Source organism: Nocardia donostiensis (assembly GCF_002081715.1).
GTDB classification, from domain to species: domain Bacteria; phylum Actinomycetota; class Actinomycetes; order Mycobacteriales; family Mycobacteriaceae; genus Nocardia; species Nocardia donostiensis.
Genome location: NZ_MUKP01000040.1, coordinates 23522 through 43360 on the forward strand (window position 1 = coordinate 23522; position 19839 = coordinate 43360).

The 19839-nt window shown below is 65.9% G+C and carries 1 protein-coding gene; it reads left to right on the forward strand.

Annotation, left to right across the window (positions count from 1 at the left end; genetic code table 11):
- Window positions 1-8: 8 nt before the first annotated feature.
- Window positions 9-19839: LacI family DNA-binding transcriptional regulator (locus B0T44_RS21135; RefSeq protein WP_139795335.1), on the forward strand; the 19831-nt coding region annotated here is incomplete at its 3' end.

Sequence of the window (19839 nt, forward strand, 5' to 3'; positions counted from 1 at the left end):
GCTGAGCCGTGGCGTATAACATAGAGATTCCCGGCTGGCTTCAAGGAATCGCCGAAATACTCAATTTCGGTATGGAGTACCCCGAAGCTCGTGCGGGGGATATGGCCGAATTGGCTCGACGGGCATGGATGGAACCTGCCTCGGATTTGCGAGCCGTCATCCCCTTCGTCCGGGAGACGATGGTGGACATCGAAGCCATCTATTCGGGCGAGGCGACCGAACCGCTGCTGAAGCAGCTGGGGAAGCTAGAGCACGGCAAGTTCTCGCTGGATGCTGTCGCGGATGCGATGGAGGAGTTCGGGCGGTCCGTCGACAAAAGCGCGGATGGCATCACCAAAACACAGCTGATGCAGCTGGGGTTCGCGGCCTACACGTTGTACGCGTTGTGGTCGGCGCGAGCCGCGTTGACGGCGGTGCCATGGGGACGTTTGGCGTTGCCTGCGATCGAGGCCGGGATCGTGGCCGCGGGCAAAGAGGTCGTGGCCGTCACCGCAGCGCGCGGAGTCGGCGAGGTGTCGCTCGCGATGAGCATGGCGACACTGAAGAATACGTTGGCGCCGATCTTGGCCAGATTCGGGAGCCTTGGGCTTACCCCGCTGGGGAAGGTGCTCACCAACCCGTTGATGAAAGCGGCGGGGAAGTCAGCGCTGGCAGGGGCCGCGATCGACGCGACGGCGGGGTTGCTGTCGGGGGCGGGGGTCGAATGGGAATCAATGCTGATTTCCGGAATGGCGTGGGGGTTCGCGCCGTTGACGGGTGGTCCTGCCGCGATGGCGATGTCGAAGCTGATGGCGTCGTGGGCGGCGCCCGCGATGACGAAGAGGCTGCTGACCGGTGCTGTCGCTGGGCAGGCCGGGATGGTGGGCATGTGGGCGGGTGGCATCGCAGGCCAGGCGACGGTGCAGGTGGTGAAGACGGGGGATGTGGTGTGGAAGAACGTGGACACCACGTTCGACCCGCATATGCTGGTGGCCGGGGCGGGGTTCGGGTTGATCAGTGCCGCGCGCCCCCCGGCGGCGGGGAGCATGGGGGAGGGTTTTTCGGGATCGCGCACCGGTATTGTCGCCGAGGCATCGCCGATCACCGCGCAGAGCAGAAGCGAGGGCCAGGCGTTATTCCGCCAGCTTTCCCGGGAGATGCATCCGGACAGGTTTCCGGAAGGACCGCAGCGTCAGCGCGCTGAAGAGTACTTCACCGAGCTGTCCGAAATCCGTCGGCAGGCGCACGAGGGTGTCGAGGCCAACTCCTACAGCACCGCTCATGTCGCCGAGATGAAGACGCTGCAAGCGAAATGGTTGGCCGAACGCCCGGCGGATCCGGGTTTTTCGGCGAGTGGCGCGAAGGACGGCACCGCGCCACATCCGAACGCCCCGACTAGGACTGGTGGCACCGAGGGAGGGAGTAGCCGCCCGGGGGCGGTTGCTGAAACTGGCGGCCGAGCCAATCCGGCGGACGGAGGTGCCGGGAAATCTGTTGCCGCACGCGGTGATGCGGGAAGAACAGTAGAAGGGAGATCGAGCGGACTCGGTTCAGCGAAGCCCGCGGCCGGTAGCGGTGGCGGTGTGGTGGCTGCGCGCCAGGCTGAAGCTGCCGGGCAGGCCGTGGAAGCACCGGCAGGTTCGGGAACGAATACCGAGCAGCTGTTGTCGGCAGTCGATCAGCGGGGCAGTACTGCGACTGGGCTGCCCCCAGGGGCGGACCCGATGCCCGCGGCGGCGGTACGGGAGGGGGTGAATGCGGAAGGTGTGCTGACGAGCTGGGCGGATAACGCAGCTGTTGTGCCGCAGTGGCGTGGTTCGGAAGGTGGGTTGGTCTACTACCCGGTCCCTGAGGTGGGATCAGAATTCGAGCAGGGCGTGCTGCCGGGGGGCTCGGGTTTGATCATCGGCTTCACCTCCATCGAGCATGCTCGGGAGATCGGCGGCGGGGTGGTGCTTGTATTCGATGCGCCCGGCGGTTTTGTACAGCCGATGTCTAGTGGTGGCCAAGCGGTTGTCCTGCTGGGCGGGGTGGGACCGCAGTTCGTGGTCGGCAGGCACGAATACAACGACGCGGGGACGATCTATGTTTCGAACCCCGGCTTCGATCCGGGGCGTCCGGCCGGTGGGCATCCGGATCCGGTGACCTCCGGCGGATCGGCTCCCCCGCAGCAGCCGAGCCCTGGCCGATCTGCACCTGAGCCCAGCCTGAAAGCTGATCCGGCACCGAAGCCCGAGCCAACACCGAAGTCCGACCCGGAGCCGCCGACAAAGGGACGCCCGGGGGTGAGATCAGGTGCGCGGGACGCGACGTTGACCGCCGAGCGACCGTCGGGAAGCACCTCGGTCGCGGATCAGATACTGGCGGCAGCGCGAGAGCAGTCGGCCGTCGAGGCGGGGATAGCGGCGACAGGCTTCCCGGCCGGGAAGAAGAACCCGATGCCCGCGGCGGTCACCGAAAAGGGGGTGGATATGCCGGGGTTGTTCGCCGGGTGGGGCAGGGCCGCGCCGGGGACGGTGAACTGGCGTGGCGAGTCCGACACCCCGGTGGTGTACTACCCCGTCCCGGAAGGTGCTGCGGGCGCATCCCCATTCGTGGACGGGGTTCCTCCCCAAGGTGATCTCGGGACGTTGACGGGTTTCGAGTCGTTGCAGGACGCGCAGCAGTTCGCAGGGCTGGGGCGTATCTATGTGATCGAAGCGCCGGGTGGGTTCGCTCAACAACTGCCCTCGGGCGGGCGGGCCGTGGTGTTCCCAGGCGGGGTGCGGTCGGAGTTCGTGGTCGGCCGCCACGATAGCGATCTGAATGTACCGGGCAAGTGGACCTACGTCGAGAACCCGAGTTTCGGCATCCCGTACACCGAACCTGTCGAAAGAGTCGAGCCGAACCGTTCCCAGCCCACTCCGAAACCCGGGCCGGTCGCGGAACCCAAGGCGCCACCGGTCGCGGACGCCGGGCAAGTGGTGGAGCGGCCACGGACGCGTCGCAGTGGCTGGGTCGCACCGCCTACACCTTCGGAAAAGGCCGCCCCGGCTGGGGATCCGGCCGCCGCGGGCGCTGCCGCACAGGCTGGGCCGGTGACGGTCCCCGGGCACGAACCCGCAGTGTCGGTACCGGAAACGACGACCGCATCGAACACCTCTTCGGCACCGGATACGACGGCGTCATCGAACCCGGAGGCGAAGGATGCCCCCGGCTCATCGGTCCAGCGGCGGGACTCGGCAACCGGGCCTGCGGCGGACGCGACACGGCCGGAATCAGGGACTGGTCCGCTGCCCGCGGCGAAAACGACCCGGATGGCCGAACACGAAGGTACCGCGGCGAAGACGCCGGTTACCGTCGACGGTCGCGGCGAAGAACCATTGCTGGTGGGGCAATGCGCGACGTACGCGGCCTACAAGTTCGAGCTCGCGAACTGGAACGCGCGCGGCAGGGTGGGGCCGCAGCCGGTGAAACCCCCGCCGGGGAACCCCTTGCGCGGTGACACCGCGGTCGATATCGCGAAGCATGTGCGCGGGGATTGGCACAAGAATCGCAAACACCACCGGACATTGTCCGAGCTGATCCACAAGGTGATGACCACACCTGGGATGAGCGTTCTTCTGGTGATCGAATACCCCGATGGTTTCGGGCACACCGCTTTCGCCCGGCACGATCCCGAGCACGACATCGTGGTCGAACACAGCTACAACGGCGGAGTCGAATACACCCACACGGGCCTGGACGAAGTCCGCGATTTCGTTCGCGCCTTCTCGAACGAGACACACCGGGTCACCTCCATCCAATCCCAGGACGGCGTACTCGAAACCCCCCTCGCCGTTGGGGAAGAGCCCACGGCGTTGCCTGGCCTGCACATGCCGTCCTCGGACACTCTCGCCTTCGGTTCGCCACCACCGCAGCGTTTCACGGGCAACGAAACAGTGCTGGTCGATCTGGGGCCGGTCGCCGGATTCACTCATATCGGGGTGCCCGAACGGCACAACCATGGCAACGAAGCCGAACTGGGCTCCGGCCTGGCGGACAGCACCCTGCCTTATCAGCGCCCGAACACACCGTGGGCCGATCTGCCCAACCAATGCCTGCCACTGGTGACGGCGGATATCCGGCACGACTCCGACCAGGCGAACATTCCGGTGCACTGCGCCGACCCACTGTGGGGCTCACCGGCAGGCGAGGTCAAGGAGGTACTGGCCGAAGGCCACGGTATCGAGCCGGTGCCGGAACAGTGGCGGCAGAACTTCGCTGCGGCGTTCGACGAGTTGCGTACCGGAGCCGGGGGCGTCGCGCGGATGGTGGTGGCGTATCCGACCACCGCCGCGGTGGGTGAGCGCGGGCCGATGTATCACGCCGTCCGACTGATCCGCCATGCCGGGCGAATCGAATACCGGGATCCGGCCAACGGTGATTTCGACCCCGATTTCACTCCGCCGCAAGGTGGGCCGCCGGTGCTGGTGTGGCATATGGATGAGCGGAATCGACCGATCGAGGTCGACAATCCGAACTCGGTCGACCCGCGCATCCTCCCGTACGGCGAAATCCACATCGGTGCTTCCTCTATGGACGATCTAGTCCAGGAGGTATTGCAGCGCAACGACGTAGACTCTGTGGAAACCTTACTGGCCTCCGACCGGGATCTGGGCACGGTCTCTGCGGCGCGGTCGCGAGGGCGGGTGATCGCCGAACTCGTGGACGAGGCAGCCCGGCGGGGGCTGCGGGGGATGCTGCTGGCGCGGTATCCGGGGCTGCTCGCCAGGCCCGGCACGGTACCTGCCGACGCCGCGCACAGCGGCAACTGGGCGGCTATCGAATCGGGCAAGACAGAACTCGACCGCGTGGCAGTGGAAATCGTACGAGACATCCAGGGCATCGCCGAGAATATGGTGCCCGGTGGTGTGAATGTGCGGCTGTTGTCGGCGAAACGGTTGCTGGATATCGGCCCCGAAATCGTTCCAGTGTCTGAGGGCGGTCGAATTCAGGTGCAGCTCGGCCTCGGTCCGGTGGACGCGGCCGACACTCTGATCTGGTATTCAGCGCACAGCGCATCGGACCCCGAGTCGCTGGTGGACAGCGTCGGCGACGCGGTGACAGCACTCGCCGAGCACGAGGGCGCACCAGGTTCGGTGGCGATGATCGCGGCCGTTACGTTCGATTTCCGTACACCCTCCCTCCGCTGGGACGAAATTCTCGCCTTCCGGTCGGAAACCGATGTCAAGGAACTGACCGAACAGGTCGCGGCCGCCAACGCGGCGCGAGAGTTCCGTGATGGCGGGCGTAAACCGACCGTGTTGCTCGTCGGCCGCGGCGATCAGAGCAAAGTCGTTCGCCGTGTCCACAACGTCAGCGGTATGGCGGCCGAGGTCCACGGAGAGCCCGATGTGGATTCGCCGTGGAACGTGTTGGCCGAGGTAGCGACTCGGCTCGATACCACGTCGGGGAAGGAACGGCGAGCCGAGCACGCGCTGCGGAAACTGAAAGCGCTCGGCTCCGACCCTTCGGCTCAGCAGATCGAGGAAACGCTGGCCGCGCTGGGACCCACGCTGAACGACCTCATCGATGTCCACCCGGGCGAGGTCGCTGATCTTCGGGGCGCCCCACACGAGGTTCGGCATATCGCCACGCTCATACGGTTCGCGCGGGCACTGTCGGTCGTCGAAGAGCGCGTACACACGGCGGAATGGGATCGTGACGCCACACCAGAGGCAGTGGATCTGCTGCCGAAACTCCGTGCGCATCTGCAAGGCCTGAACGCTGCTCTGCGGGTGCTCCATTATCTTCCCGGCTCCCCGACCATGTCGGTGCTCTCCCTGAACGAACCGCTGGTGGAAATCGGCCGCAGTAACCGGGCCGAGCAGATCTGTTTCCATGTCGTGTTCGGGGCGGCCAATCCGATAACGCTGCACGAAGCCCTCATGCGAGCCGCCGAGACGCATCAGGCAATGTCCGCCGAGGACGGCGCCTCGAGCCAGACAACGGCGACGGTGGTGTGGCGGGGCGACGACCTGCGTCGCATGGTCGACGAGCTCACGGGGATCATCGACCTGCGCGGTAGTGCTGGTGTCCAGTTCGGGCTGCCGCCGGTGACTATTCAGACTCGCCTACACGACATCGGCACGAATGATGCCGGTCAGCTGGGGGCATGGCTGGTGTGGTCGCTCCTGGACGCGGTTGCGCAGCGGGGGGTGACGACCTTCGATCTGGCGCGGCGATTGGGGCGGAGCGCAGCGGACGTGCGCCGGTTGCTCGAGCCGGACTCACCGGAACGACAGGAGTGGGTCGAGCGGTATACCGCTGTGCGCGAACAGGTCATAGTGCCCGGGGCAGCGACCGATGAACTGTCGGACGAACGCGAAGTGGCGGATCTGCGCGCGAAGACCGAGACGACTCCGGCCGAGCAGCAGTTCATCGGGCTGCACGAAACGCTGAAGATGATCAACGACCTGCAGCGTTTCGATCGGCTGATCGATCAGATCCTCGTGCTGCACGAAACCTTGCGCGATACGCAGTTGCGGCTGGATCGGATGTTGGACACCGGCGAGGAGTTCGACTGGTTCATGCAGCGAGCCCGTGAACTCGACGAGCTGGCGCAGGCATCGGCCGAGGCGAAGTTCGCGGCAGTCTTCCAGGCGGTGCGCGCACCGGGGCAGGCAGTGCAGAACCTGCGCGGACTGCAACTCGGGGCCCAGTTCCAGCCACGTGCGGTCGTACAGCAGTTGCGGGTGAGCGCGGAGGAAATCGAGCTGTGGGTGACCGCGCTCCTCGCGCCGGGCACGGACCCGGCGGCGCTGACCGAGGCCCAGTGGGCCGAGCTGGACCCGGTCGTTGTGCCGATAGTGCGGGAATTCCTGGAGATCCGCGCGCTGCTCGAGGAGACGAACCGGGTCGAGCGGCAGATCGCTACGCTGCATTGGCAGCGCGGTCTGCTGGACGCTGGATTGGCCGAGGTGGCCGCCGCTGCCCGCAGACGTGAACCCGCCCCGCAAGTCGAACTGGGGCACAACCTGACGCAGTTGCAGTTGCAGCTCGAAGCGCTGTCGGCGCAGCCCGCCGCCGTCCCGGGCGGTGAGGTGAGTGCGGTCGGCGACCGGCTCGACGGGATCAAACTGACAGCAGCCGCTTTGCTGGCAGCACACCGGCAACGGCGGGCGGACCGGGTACGTTTCGCCGACCTGCGCCGTGCCCTGGGAGAGCGGGTCCGGGGACCGGAAGCAGTGCAGCAACTGCGCGATATGCGCGCCCAAGCGGCAGGCACCGACCTGGCCAGGGCGGCCGGGTTGGCCGAGCTGATCGCGATCGCCGAATCCTATGAACGGTCCCGACAACTGTTCGGCTGGCTGGACCTGTACAGCCGGGAACTCGAAGGGCTGGCGGCTCGGCTGCGCACCGCACAGCACGAACTGTCGCAGCAGACCGACCGTCTCGCCGACCTGTCACGCAGGACCGGGGTGGAGTTGCCGCTGCTGGGTTCTGCGGAGGAGCGTGCCGCTGCGACAAGGTTGCTCCGCGAGGATGCGCAGCAACGGGGAGAAGCCGACCTGGCCGCGCATTTCGCGGATATGTACCTCGCCGTGACGGCGATCGACACGCTGTCGGGCGAGGTTCGCGAACTCGAACAACAACTCGATGACCGGTTGAGTCAGGTATCTCGGTTGGTCGATGAAGCCGGTATGTTCCGGTCGTCGTCGCGTGTCGGTCGCACCGACGGCGTCCGCGAGGTGCCTGCCGTTCCTGTGCGTGGGGACATACCGATCGCGGATGCCGAAGGTATGGCTGGTTATTCGCGGCCCGACACGTTACGGGGACTGGACGACCAGTGCGGTCCCGCGATGTTGGCCGCCAACGGCGCGCGCACGGGCCGGGGTGTCGAGGGGATCGAACCGGCAATGCCGGGGGAGGGCACGTGGACCAGCGAGGTCGAAGCTCGGATGGCGCGCCCCGGACAAGAGGTGAAAGCGCATCAGCTGCACAGTGTCCGCGACGCCTACGAGCGGCTGCTGACCTGGGTCTCTGCGTTGGAGAACGTGCGGGAGGGCAGCGGCAACGGTGTATCGATGCTCGTGTTCGTCGCCGGATCGCACGGACTCGGACACGCGATCGAATTGGTGGCTGTCGTCGAGAACGACGTAGTCCGAGTTGATCGGTGGGATGCCGGTAACGACACCGTCACTCGCGGTTTCGTGCCCGCTGACGAGTTGACCGGACGAACGGTGCTGGGCTTGTGCGTGGACGCCGAGGGTTTCGCGGTCGCCGAACCCGAAGGCCTGCAGCCCAGGCCCGCGCGTGACATCGATATCGCGGTAGGTGTCTCCGAACCCGACGATCCGGCCGCCGAGGCCGCTGCCCGCCGAGAGCAAGCCGCGCTCGCGCTGTCGCGAGCAGGTATCACCGATATCGAGCAGATGGTGCATCGTGCGGGCGAGGCACCCGATCAGGGCGAGGCGCGCGAACAAGGACGGCGCAACGCTCGACTGTGGTCCTGGGCGTCGGACCGGCAGCGCGAAGCGTTGGAGCAGGAGTATCCCGCGATCCTCGGCGAAGCCGAAGGTATTCCGCGAGCGAAACGGCATGAGCTGAACCAGGCCGAATGGTGGCGGGAGTTCGACGACCTGCGGGACCGTGAAGGAGAGCTCGACCAGGCCGAGCACGAGCGGCTGCTGGAACTGGAAACTATTCGGGCGCACTGGGAAAAGGCCTCCGAACGTGCCCGAGAGTTGGGTCTCCCGTTCCAGCTGCTGTCGTTCAACCGGGGAACCGGGCTGGGTGGGGCTCCGGGACGGCTGCTGTTCGGTTATGGCGACGAAACCGCCGCCGACAGCGAGACCTGGTACGTGCCTGCGCACCATTCCGTCACCGAGGATCCGGTCGAGATCGTCCGCGCGGACGCCGACTTCGCCCGCGACGAGAACCGGCGCGACCGCACTGCGATCACGCTTGTGGTACACACCTACGGCGATCCGGAAACCCGTAGTGACCGCGAAAGCGCTGCGGCCGATGACCTGGTGGCGCGGGTAAGCGCGTCCGGCGGCGCGCGGGAGGTCTGGACACCGCACGATGAGCCCCCGAACGTCGAGCTCGTCGCTCGGGGCAGACCTCGTGGCGTCCGCATCTGGGAGGCGGCGGCCGATCGGCTCCGCGGGAACGGCGTTGACCTGGCCCAGGTCGCCTCGGGCGAAACTGCTGCGGCCGTCATCGAGCGGGCACAACGTTGGGTGGCGGAACTGCCCGGCACCCCCGCATGGCAGATCCGGGCGCTGGAACCCGCCCGGTATTTCGGTATCGGCGCCGACCCGCGCACTGCCGACCAGGTGTTGCTGCTGGTGCTGGGCGAGACCGGGACGGCGTCGTTGCGTACCGGGCTGCGGCAAGCGGTCGAGACCTACGCCGACCAGCACGGTGCAGAGCAGACGACGGCTGTGCTGCTGTGGCAGGGCTCCGACCCGCAGCAGCTGGCTGCCGCTCTCGCCGAGATCGCTGCCGCTCGCGCGGACGCCGACGTCGCGACCCGGACGATCAAGCTTTTGTCGGACCAGCCGGGTGTGGAGCGTGTCGTGGCTGCCGCGGCCTCCACCCAGCTGGCACCGCATCGCGACGCGTTCGCGAACCTGCCACGTAAACAACGCGGTCTCCCACCGGGTCCGCTGTCGGTTCCCGCGGCCCGCCTGTGGGAGCGGCTCGCCGAGAAAACAACCAATTCGGCGTGGGCCAGACGTGCGCGGCGCAGTCTCTATGGCGACACCGAACGAGAACGGGTCGCCGCCGCGACCGTTGTCGAGCCTCGCATGGGCGAACTGGACATGCTGCGACGGTTGGGGCGCACGACACGATCCATGTTTGTCACCGAGTTGGCGGACCGCCTCGAGGTCCAGGAGTCGGAGGTGGCGGAGCTGCTGCTACCCGACTCGGCCGAGCGGGTCGAATTGGACAAGGAACTGGCGGACGCCCATGAGCAGCTGATCGAGTTGATCAGACACGCCGATGGACAGCTGCCCATCGGCGAGGGCCGGTCGCTTCGCCGCCTCGCCCAGGAAATCATCGATTCGGGTGACTCGTCCCAGGACCAGCGTGATGCGGCAGACGATTACATCTGGTTGCACGATACGATCAACCTCTTCCACGACATAAAACGTCTCGATCTGCGCGCCGAGCAGACCGATGTGCTGGAAGCAGCTCTGTTCCGAGCCCAGGCGCTTGCGGCAACCGGGAAACTCGCCGAACACGAACATCAACTTCTGATCGATGAACTGTTCGAGCTGGAAACCGCGGCGAGGAAGCTCTACCAGGGCTGGGTGAACCTGCGGCGTACCGCCGACGAGGCTGTTATCGAAGTACTCGACAATGCCGATTGGCTCGGTCTCAACGATGACTTCGATCGGCAACTCCGGCACGCATTGCGGGTCGTCGCCGGAATCCGGGCACTCGACAGCGCCGAGATCCCGATCCTGCTCGGTACCGACCTGACCGCGCTGGGCGACGCGGATGCCAGGCTCCGCATGGAAACTCATGTCTCGCCGACATTTTCGGTGGAAGCCGTAGGGACGGACGCGCGCACTGCCGAAGAGCTGGCAGCGCTTCGATCCAGCCGCGCGAGGGTCGCGCAGCAGCTCGCCCCGCTGGTGGGTAGCGCCGTAGAGCGGTTGACCCCGTCCCGGGTCGAACGTATCGCCGGAGTTCTCGACAATCAGCGCGCCACCGACAGTCGGCGCGCGAAAGCCGTCGAATGCCGGGATCTGGACAACAAGATCGAGGAAGCGGCACAAGCAGTCGATGCCACCGCGCGAATGCGCGGCATCGACCGGCTGCGAGCAGCGTTGTTCCAAGCACACGCGCACCTGCCTGCTGTGGAACGTCGCCTGGTCGAACTCCAGGAAGAACACCGGCAACTGCTCGACGAGAACGGGTTCGGCATCACCGGGGGGATGGCAGAAACCGACCGGTTGCGCTCGCTGCTCGACAACGTCGCGCAGGCGGTAAAGGTTCGATACGACCAGCGGCCGCTCTACCGTATCCGGAACGTACTGAACGAACTGCTCACCGTCGCCGGGAAACGTGAGTTGTGGAAGTGGCGGATACAGCTCCTGGAGGAGCAGGCCTACCGGCTCGACACTCTCGCCGGGGAACGCGCCCGAGTACTGGGTGAACGTGATGCGGTCGATGAGCAGATCCGCGAGCAGACCGAACTCGGGTTCGACTGGCTGTCAACCGGTCCCGAACGGTTGCAGCAGCTGGTCGGACTGCAAGGGCGTGAGCGGACAGCGCTGGCACACGAGCTCGGTCCCGAGGTCCTGGCCGAGTTCGGTTTCACTGCCGCCGACCTGACTGCCGATCGAGTGACGCAGTTGATGCAGGCACGTCCTGAGCTGTTCGCCGATATCTGGCTGCACGGCAAGGACAGCCGGTTCCGGCACATCGAACAGCTGATCGCCGCCGCCGCTGAATACGATCGACTCACCGGCCAGCTGGACCGTATCGACCAGGCTTTGACAGTGGCGCTGAACGCCGAGGTCGAAGCTGTGATAGCCGATACCGCGGTACCAGCGCGAGCCGACTACCAGGAGCCGGGCGGCGCCGTCTTCGAACATCTGTGGCTCGGCGAATCGAAGGACTGCCTGGTGCAGGCAGGTCGCGCGGTGTACGAGGCGGTGGGGGGCACCGCACCGGAGCAACTGCGCGGGCACGTGACCGGTCTCCAGGGGGTGCGTGCTCCGCAGGCGCCGGAACTGCTCGACGCCGACTATCGGGAAGGCAGCTACCCGGATATCCACTCCGCCGCCCGCCACGTGGCGGAAACCGGCGACGGGGTGGTGCTGGTGGTGTCCTACCACGGTTTCACCGACGCCGCCCGGCCGGGTTCGCACGCAGTGGGCCTCACGTGGGTCGGCGAAAAGAAGACACTCGAGGACGGCCGCACCGTTCCGATCAAGGGCGCCGGTGAGGTGATGGTGCTCGAGAACGGCGTGAGTACATCGTTCTCGGAGTGGGCGCCCGCTCAACACGGTATACGCGCTGTAACCGGGTTCGAGATCAAAAAGGGCGGTATCGCCCGGCGCGCACTGGTCGACGGCAGATCGCAGGCTATCGCCGGGCTCGACTACGACAATGTCGCCATCGCGGGCCGTCCGGAAGAGCCCGCGCCAGACGCCACAGGCCGAGCGGAGGATCTGCTCGCACATTCGGCAGCCGAGTCCCGGCCGGAATCAGGCTCCGGGCCGGTCGCGACGCCACCCGATACGGAGGCGTCGTCCGCACAGCGACTCGATCAGACGTCGGGCGAGGCAACCGCAGACACCGGGGCCATCCCGATGGCAGGCGCCCCTCGGCACAGCGAAGGCACGACCCCGGCGCAACGACCGAAGCCGCGCGAGGGTGGTCGGCTCGCCGGGCTGCACATCGATCAGCCCCCTGGGGGCAGGACCGAGCGACCGTCCGGCCTGCCTCAGGACGGTGCGGTCGAGACCGCTCCTGCGTTGCCTGACGGAACCCGCTCAGCGCAGCGAGCTGCGGAGCCTGAAGCCGAGGACACCGTCGGAAAGCCGGAGGTGGACCCGGCCGATCTGGAGTCGGGTGCCTACGAAGCGCACTTCAGCGCCGAAGTCGCGGCGATTCGGCGCGAGCTCGCGCAGCTACGCTCGGCATCGGAAGGAGCCGGGCAGGAAGCTGACACGCCGGATCTGCGGCGAGTGCGCGCCAAGGTTGCCGAACTGACCGAGGAAGTGAAACGTCGGCAACGGCAGGTGCGTGACCCGCAGGGTCATGAAACGGACCAGTTCATCCGTCGTCTGGGCGAGATCCAGCCGCTGCAACGTGCTTCGCGTAGATTGACCGATCCGGGACCCGAAGTCGGCCGACCCGGCGATTCTCCCGCACTTTCCGCGAGGCGCCGGACCATCAAGCAACTCACCACCGTACGTGGCGGCAACGGTCCAGAGGATTCTGATTACGTCGACGTTCGAGGTCTGCTGGAAGACAGTATCTCGCAAGAGACTGCCGAGCACATCGTGCACGCGATCCACCACGTGTTGCGCATTGCCCCACATGTACCCCTTACCTCTGTAGCTTTCGCGCCGCTGACCGGTGCTTTCGCCGAGATTTCCTCAGGGCGGGCTCTGACGATCGATCTTCGTTGTGCCACCCATCCGGACGAATTCGTCGCACGGTGGACCGACCGAGTTCGCAAAGGATGGTTCTCAGTCGGCACCGGCGACGCCTGGGTCGACATGCTCCTCCACGAAGTTCTCGGTCATGGGACCGACTGGACCGGTGGCGGAGGTTTGAGCGGCGAGACGCCGGCACGCGCACGGGTGGATCGACACCTCGCTGCCGCGTTCGCTGCGCTGACCTCTTCGGGCGAGGTCACGGTGCGCAAGAGGCGATGGCTGGGGAACCTGTCCAACTACAGCTTCCGCATCCCGTTCCGGGTCCCTTTCATCGTTCGCAGGCTCAATAAGGGCGAAGCGCTGGCCGAGTCCGCCGTTTATGTTCGCGGCAACCCGGAATCGGACTGGCGGTCAGCGCAGTACGCCTTGTATCGCGCGCTTTTCGACATGCCGGAACTGGACCTGGCTGAGATCGAGCGTTTCCGGGCGGCGGAACAGCGCGGTGTGGCACGACCCCATCTCGCAGGGGAGCATGCGCTGGTTGCTCCCATCACCGACGGAATTGCCGACTATGTATCGCCGGGCAACTCCCGCAGCAACCTACCCGCCCCGCCAGCGGGCACCGCTTTGTCTGGCGGACCTGCCGAGCACGATCAGCAGCCGAGGGCATCGGCACCGGACCGTACCGACCGGGCCGGTATGCCGCGAGGGGTGCTGGACATGCTCGGGGGGAGGTTCGGCCGGAGCGCGGCACGGGGACCATTCGGTCTGGACATGTGGTATGCCGTCTACCCGAATGCCGCCGAAGGCGGAGCCGGGCAAGTGTCGAGGCCGGGTGCCGGGGGGAGAGCCCAGCAGTCGAGGCCGAGCGAGGCCGTGGACCGGCCGGTAACCGACACGGTGGCCCGGGTGGGTGCGGATGACACCGGTGGGCGCGCAGACGTGGGACAGGCACCGCGGAATGCACGGCCGGGCGAGGCGCCCGAAGAGGGTGTGCCGGAGCTGGCTCGTCGTTTACACGGCAGGTACGGGAAGGAGCTCCTGCCGCACATCGTGGCGCGTGCCGGAGGCGAACGTCTTCTGGTGCAGAACACGCTGCGGGGGACGTTCCTGCGTTTGGCCAGGGAAGTCGGACAAGGCACCGTCTCCGATATCCCGGGGCGGGCCGTGGCCGTTGCGCTGGAGATCCTCGAGTTCGAGCGTTTCCGCAGCGATTTCCCCGGTTTCCAGCGGCGGATCGCCAAGGCCGCGACCAACGATGTGGCCGAGGCGAGACTGGCGCATGCCGACGTACGGCAGATGTGGGATGCGATCGCCGGGCTCCGCACGGCCGAGCGAAAAGCGGTTCTGCTGCGCTACGCGGGAATGTCCTTCCTCGCGGTCGCCGAAGTCATGGACTGCGGACCGGCCGTCGCCGAGAGCATGCTGCGCCGCGGCGTCCGTAGCATTGTGGAAGCATTGCCGCCCGCCCCCGACGTTTCGGCCTCCGCGGAGGCTGCCGCCGCACAACCGGCGATAACGGCCACATTGGCGGATGTGGCGCGCGCAGCCGGGGTGACCATCTCCACAGTGCATCTGGCCGTCAACGACCGACAGGTGAAAGGCATCTCCGCGGAGACGAAACAGCGGGTACGCCGGATCGCCGCTGACCTCGGATATCCGCTCGACGCGCGCAAGGTGTCGCGGCCCGACGGCGTCGCCCAGCGCAGAACACAGCTGGACCTCGCCGAGACCACCGGTATGGGCGTGGACATGGTCAACCACGCGCTCCACGGTAAGGCGAAGCCGTCCATCCGCCGACAGGTCGTGGAGGCCGCCGAAGAGATCGGCTACAACCTGACCGACGGCACGGCAGCTAAGAAGCGCGTGACATTGGATGATGTGGCGCGCGAAGCCGGGGTCAGCAGAAGAGCGGCCGGACAGGTGCTTCGTAACGAGACCATGCCTCCTGGCGTCACGGCGGCGGTCATGGCCGCTGTCGCCGAGACCGGTTACGAGGCGAGCGTCTATATATCCCGGGCACGGACGGCTACTCCCGCGCAGCCGCCTCGGGAGGGCCGCTCCCGAGACGCAGTGGCCGGTCGCTCGGCTCGGCGGGTGTCCGACGCCACGGCGGCCCGGCCGGAAGCCACGGCACCGAAGGAGAAGATCTGCGGTGTCGTGGTGGCCGAGGAGGCAAGCAAGGTCCTGGGCCCGAAGGCAGACATCACTCCGGAGAAGATCACCGAGCTTGTGCGACGCGACGGGCTGGGCATGGCTCGGTTCGCGGAACAGTTCGCCGCGGACTGGCACGAGAACCCTTTCGAGACAGTCGCCGCCGCGGTCACGCATCTGGAGCTGGAACACGTCCGGATGGTCGCGCTGGCGTTCGACTTCGGGAATGGGCTCGGTCATGCGGCGCTCGCGTTCAAGGTCACCTCGCGCTATCGGGCGTTGCACCCGGAACTGACCGAGGGCGAGCTCGTGGTCTTCGACCACGAAGAGGGCCGCCTACTGCGCGGCGCCGAGGTACCCGCTTGGGTGGCGAAAATGGCGGCCGTCGCCGAACGGGTGGAGACGATCGTCTGGCACCACGACCGCCCCGAGCATCCGCTGCTCGACGGCGCGAAGCCGCGTGACCGCGGTGCGGTCATGCTGGGCGTGAGCCCGCAACCCGATGCGGCTAGCCACACCCCTGGGCAGCGGGAAGTAGCGGCATTGCTGGCCGCGGCACAAGCCGCGGACTCTGGCGCGTCGCGACGTCTGCAGGAGGTTTTCGGCAGGCAGATATTTCCGGCTGTACTGGCCATGCTGGGTGGCAGGCAGGCTGCGCCAGTAGCTCGCGAGGCGGTCGACGACGTGCTCGCCACTGCGGATCTGTACAACTGGGCGCATCCCGCGGAGCAGAGTGTCCGTGAGTGGCTGCTCGATATCGCACGTAAAGCTGTGCAGCGCCGCCTCATCGAAGGTATCCGCGCGGGCGTGCTCGAACGAGTACAAGCCGTTGGAGGGGAGGACAGCTCTGACGCAACAGAATCCGGATTGCGCGCACAGGTCGTGGCGTCGGCGCGCCCGGCTCTGATCGAGGACGCATTGAATCTGCTCAGCAGAAACCACCGTGAGTGGCTGCGGCAGGTATATGGCCTGAGACTGAGCGGGCAAGCTGCACAATCCTTGGCTGCGAAATTGGGTGCGGGCACGGCGTTGGAGGGACTCGACGAGGCAGCGGTGCACGCGTTGGCCGACGCGGTCTATTCCGTGTATCCGATCGCGTTGAACGAGATACCGCCGACAGGCACTCCAGAATACGAGTTGTTGCAACGATTGGTTGCCGACCGGTTCCCCACGTGGATCGCGGAAGCTGTTGGAGCCGACCTGACAAAGTTGAGCCGGGCGGCAGACGATTTGCCGGGTCGCTTCCGTGAATACTTCAACCTCAGGTTCTTGCGGGGCTATTCGCGTGCCCGGACCGAAATGACTATGGGGATTACGAACGCGAGCGATCGGGAAGGCGACACCTTAGATCGTCTGGCGATCTCGTTGGTCGATACGGCGGCGCCGGTCGCCGATATCGACGAGTGGTTGAGCCTTCTTCCGGAAGCAGAACCGGCTTATGAAGAGCTGGTCACAGAGGTGATGGCGCGGCTGTCGGGCGTGTCTGGAAAGCTCACCCAGATAGTGGACGGGGATCTGAGGGGTCTCGCGGGCGCGGTCGCGGAACTTCCTGCCGACCAGAAGACGATCTACTACTTGACAGTCCTGATGGGGCAGCAGCTACCCGAGGCAAGCCGAGCGATGCGGCTGACTCGAAGCGCTGCGGCTGTACTGCGCTCCGCTGCTACAGCGCGAATAGTCGCATCGTTGTCTCGAGCGCAGGCCGAGGCAACGAAACCGGGGCCGGATCAGTTGCATCGTGCCGATGTGGGCCGCACTGAGCAGGAAATCGCTCAGGAAAGGCAGGACAGGGCCGCTGCGTCAGTCATCGACTCCGGCAGACCCGCTACTGAATTCGACCTAGCAGCCGTTGCCGACCTTCCGCTGCGGACAGTTCTTCTGGTGCTGAACAGGAAAGCGGTCAGTGTCCGTGCGCACGAACAGGTGGTGCGCGCCGCGAGGAGAATCGGGTACCCACTTTCCGATGGTGTCGCGAAGCCGCAACAGCGATCCGATCCTGGGATCGCCCAGCGTCTGGCGCATCACGCGGGAGTGCCGTACCGCGCTGTGAAGCGAATGGCCAGGGAGGAACCAGTACCCGACACGGTTCGGGAGCAGGTATTGGGCGCGCTATTGGATCTCGAATGCGAGTTCCGGGATGGCGCGGTGGTATCGATCCACTCCACTCCAAAATTCCGGTGGACGGAATTGGCCGAGGAAGCCGGAGTGAGCCCGGATGTGCTTCGGGGCTTCTTGAGTGGGCGTTCGACGACTGCGGAGAAGCGCCGAAGAATTGTCGATGCCGCTGCCCGGAAGGGCTTCTGGCTGCCGGATGGACTGGTGAACCCGCCCGCGACGCCCACGCAGTTGGCCCGTGAGGCGGAAGTGACCCCGGAAACGGTGGCACGCGTTCTTGCGGGCGAAGTGGTGTCTGCCGAGACGTGGCAGAAGGTAACGGCGGCGGCAGTCCGGAGCCGTTACGTCCTTCCACATCTCGCACCGCAGAGGCTCGAGTGGCCGATTCGGCAGATCGCGTACGCGGCTGGAGTATCCAAGGCTCCGGTACAGCGGGTACGCCGCGGGCTCTGGGTGTCTCCCGATATTCGTGCCCGGGTTATCGAGTCGATACAGCAGATCGCGCCTGAGCTCATCGATGCGGTTCCGCCTGCACCCGGACGTCCCAAACGTAAAGCCACCAAGCGCGATGTGGCGGCCGCGGCGGATGTTTCCTACGCAACGGTGAACCGTGTCTTCGCGAACCAGGATGTCGCTCCGCAGCTCTGGCAGCAGGTGCTGGCTGCGGCAGACCGCCTCGGTGTCGCGGTACCCGAGGAAGTTCGAAACCGGCCTCTGCCATCTCCGAAGGTGACGCTTTCGCAGATTGCGCAAAAAGCGGGGGTTGTTGTCAGTGCTGTACATCGGGCACTCAATGGCGGAGCGGTGTCCTCGTCCACGATGACAAGTGTCCTCACTGCGGTTACGGCACTCGGGTATCCGCTGTCATCGGAAAAGCTCGCGGGAATTCTGCTGCCACAGCAGTTCACGGCCGAGGTGGCTCGAGCTGCCGATGTATCGGAAGACACTGTGCGTCGGGTGTTCGGGGGCGGCGACGTGAGCTTGGTGTCCTGGATGCGAGTGCGTGATGCTACGAGACGGCTCGGTCTGCTGCCGCGCCAGCCGTCGTTCGCGGATGTTGCCAGGATCGCCGGTACGGATACCCGTACGGTGCGCAACGTCTTCACCGGAGTAGAAGCTTTCCCGGATCGATTGCGGCTGGTGCTGGCTGCGGCCTTCCGAGCTGGCCTGCCGATGACCGCGACTGTGTTGTCGGAACTGCGTCTGACCGATCTCTTCGTGGCGGATCTCGCGGTGGCGGCCGATGTGCCCGACGTGATCGTGCGTCGAGTATTCGCAAATCAGTATGTGGATGAGCAATTGCGGCAACGAGTGTTGACTGCCGCGCGAATGCCGGAGCATCCGTCGCTTTCGGACATGTCGGTGCGACAAGAAATTGTTGGCCGACTCACGTACTCGTCGGTCGCGAGAGAAGCGGGACTTTCGGTCAACGCAGTTCACGAGACGTTTATCGGGGTCCGTGTGGCTGCTGAGACGACACGTGCGGTGCTGGCGGCCGCAGTACGACGTGGATTTCCTTTATCACCAGAAGTTTTGTCTCGGATACATCTGCGTGACGAGTTCGTCTCGGCTCTTGCCGAGGCGGCCGACCTGCCCGGCGAGGTGGTGCGCGGGATATTCGAGGGCGGGTATCCGGATGGGCCGTCCGCGCAGCTGCGCCAAGTTGTGCTCACTGCGGTGACGGGTATGGCGGCAGCTTCCGATCGTCCTACCTACGCGCAGATCGCGGAGTTGGCCGGAGTGAACGTTGCGGCCGTCGCCAATACGTTCAACGGACGGCAGGTGCGTTCGAACCGGCTGCGCGCGGTATTGGCCGCAGCGTTGAGCCTCGAGTTCCCGATGACTCAGAATGTGTTGTCTCGTATTCGATTGCCAGAGCAGTTCGTCGCCGACCTCGTGGCAGCGCTGGGCTGGGACGAGAACGCTGTGCGCGGAGTGTTCTCTGGCGAACGGGCCGACGAACGATCTCGGCAACAAGTGTTCACCGCTATCACTGACCTGGCGCAGGCAGCGACCGCCGAATCGGAGCCCCACGTCTCGGAACTCGCCACCGAAACAGTTCCCTCACCACAGGCCCCCGACATCGGCCTTCCGCCCGCGCAAACGGTCGGGGTCGAGCAGGTGTGGGCACTTCGGTCGGAACTGGCTGTGCTGTTGGGAATGAGCCCGGTCGAAGTGACGCGCAGTCGGATATGGGAACTGCTGAACAACCCGGACGGCGGACTCGAAACAGCCTTTTCGGAGGACGCGCACTTAACACAGCTGGCTGAGTCTTTCGTCCGAGTCACTAATGAACAGGTCGACAGAAAGCCGACACAACTCGATGTCGCACGTCTGGCGGGTGTGGATAAAGCTACCGTGTCCAGGGTGCTGCGGCGTCCCGGCGCGGTTCATACCGAGCAGGAACAGCGGACGCTCGCCGCAGCAATATTGGTGAGGTTCCCTGTCCGTGTTGTTCTGCAATCGGCGATCGATCCGGGATTCCTGAGTTCCAGGTTTA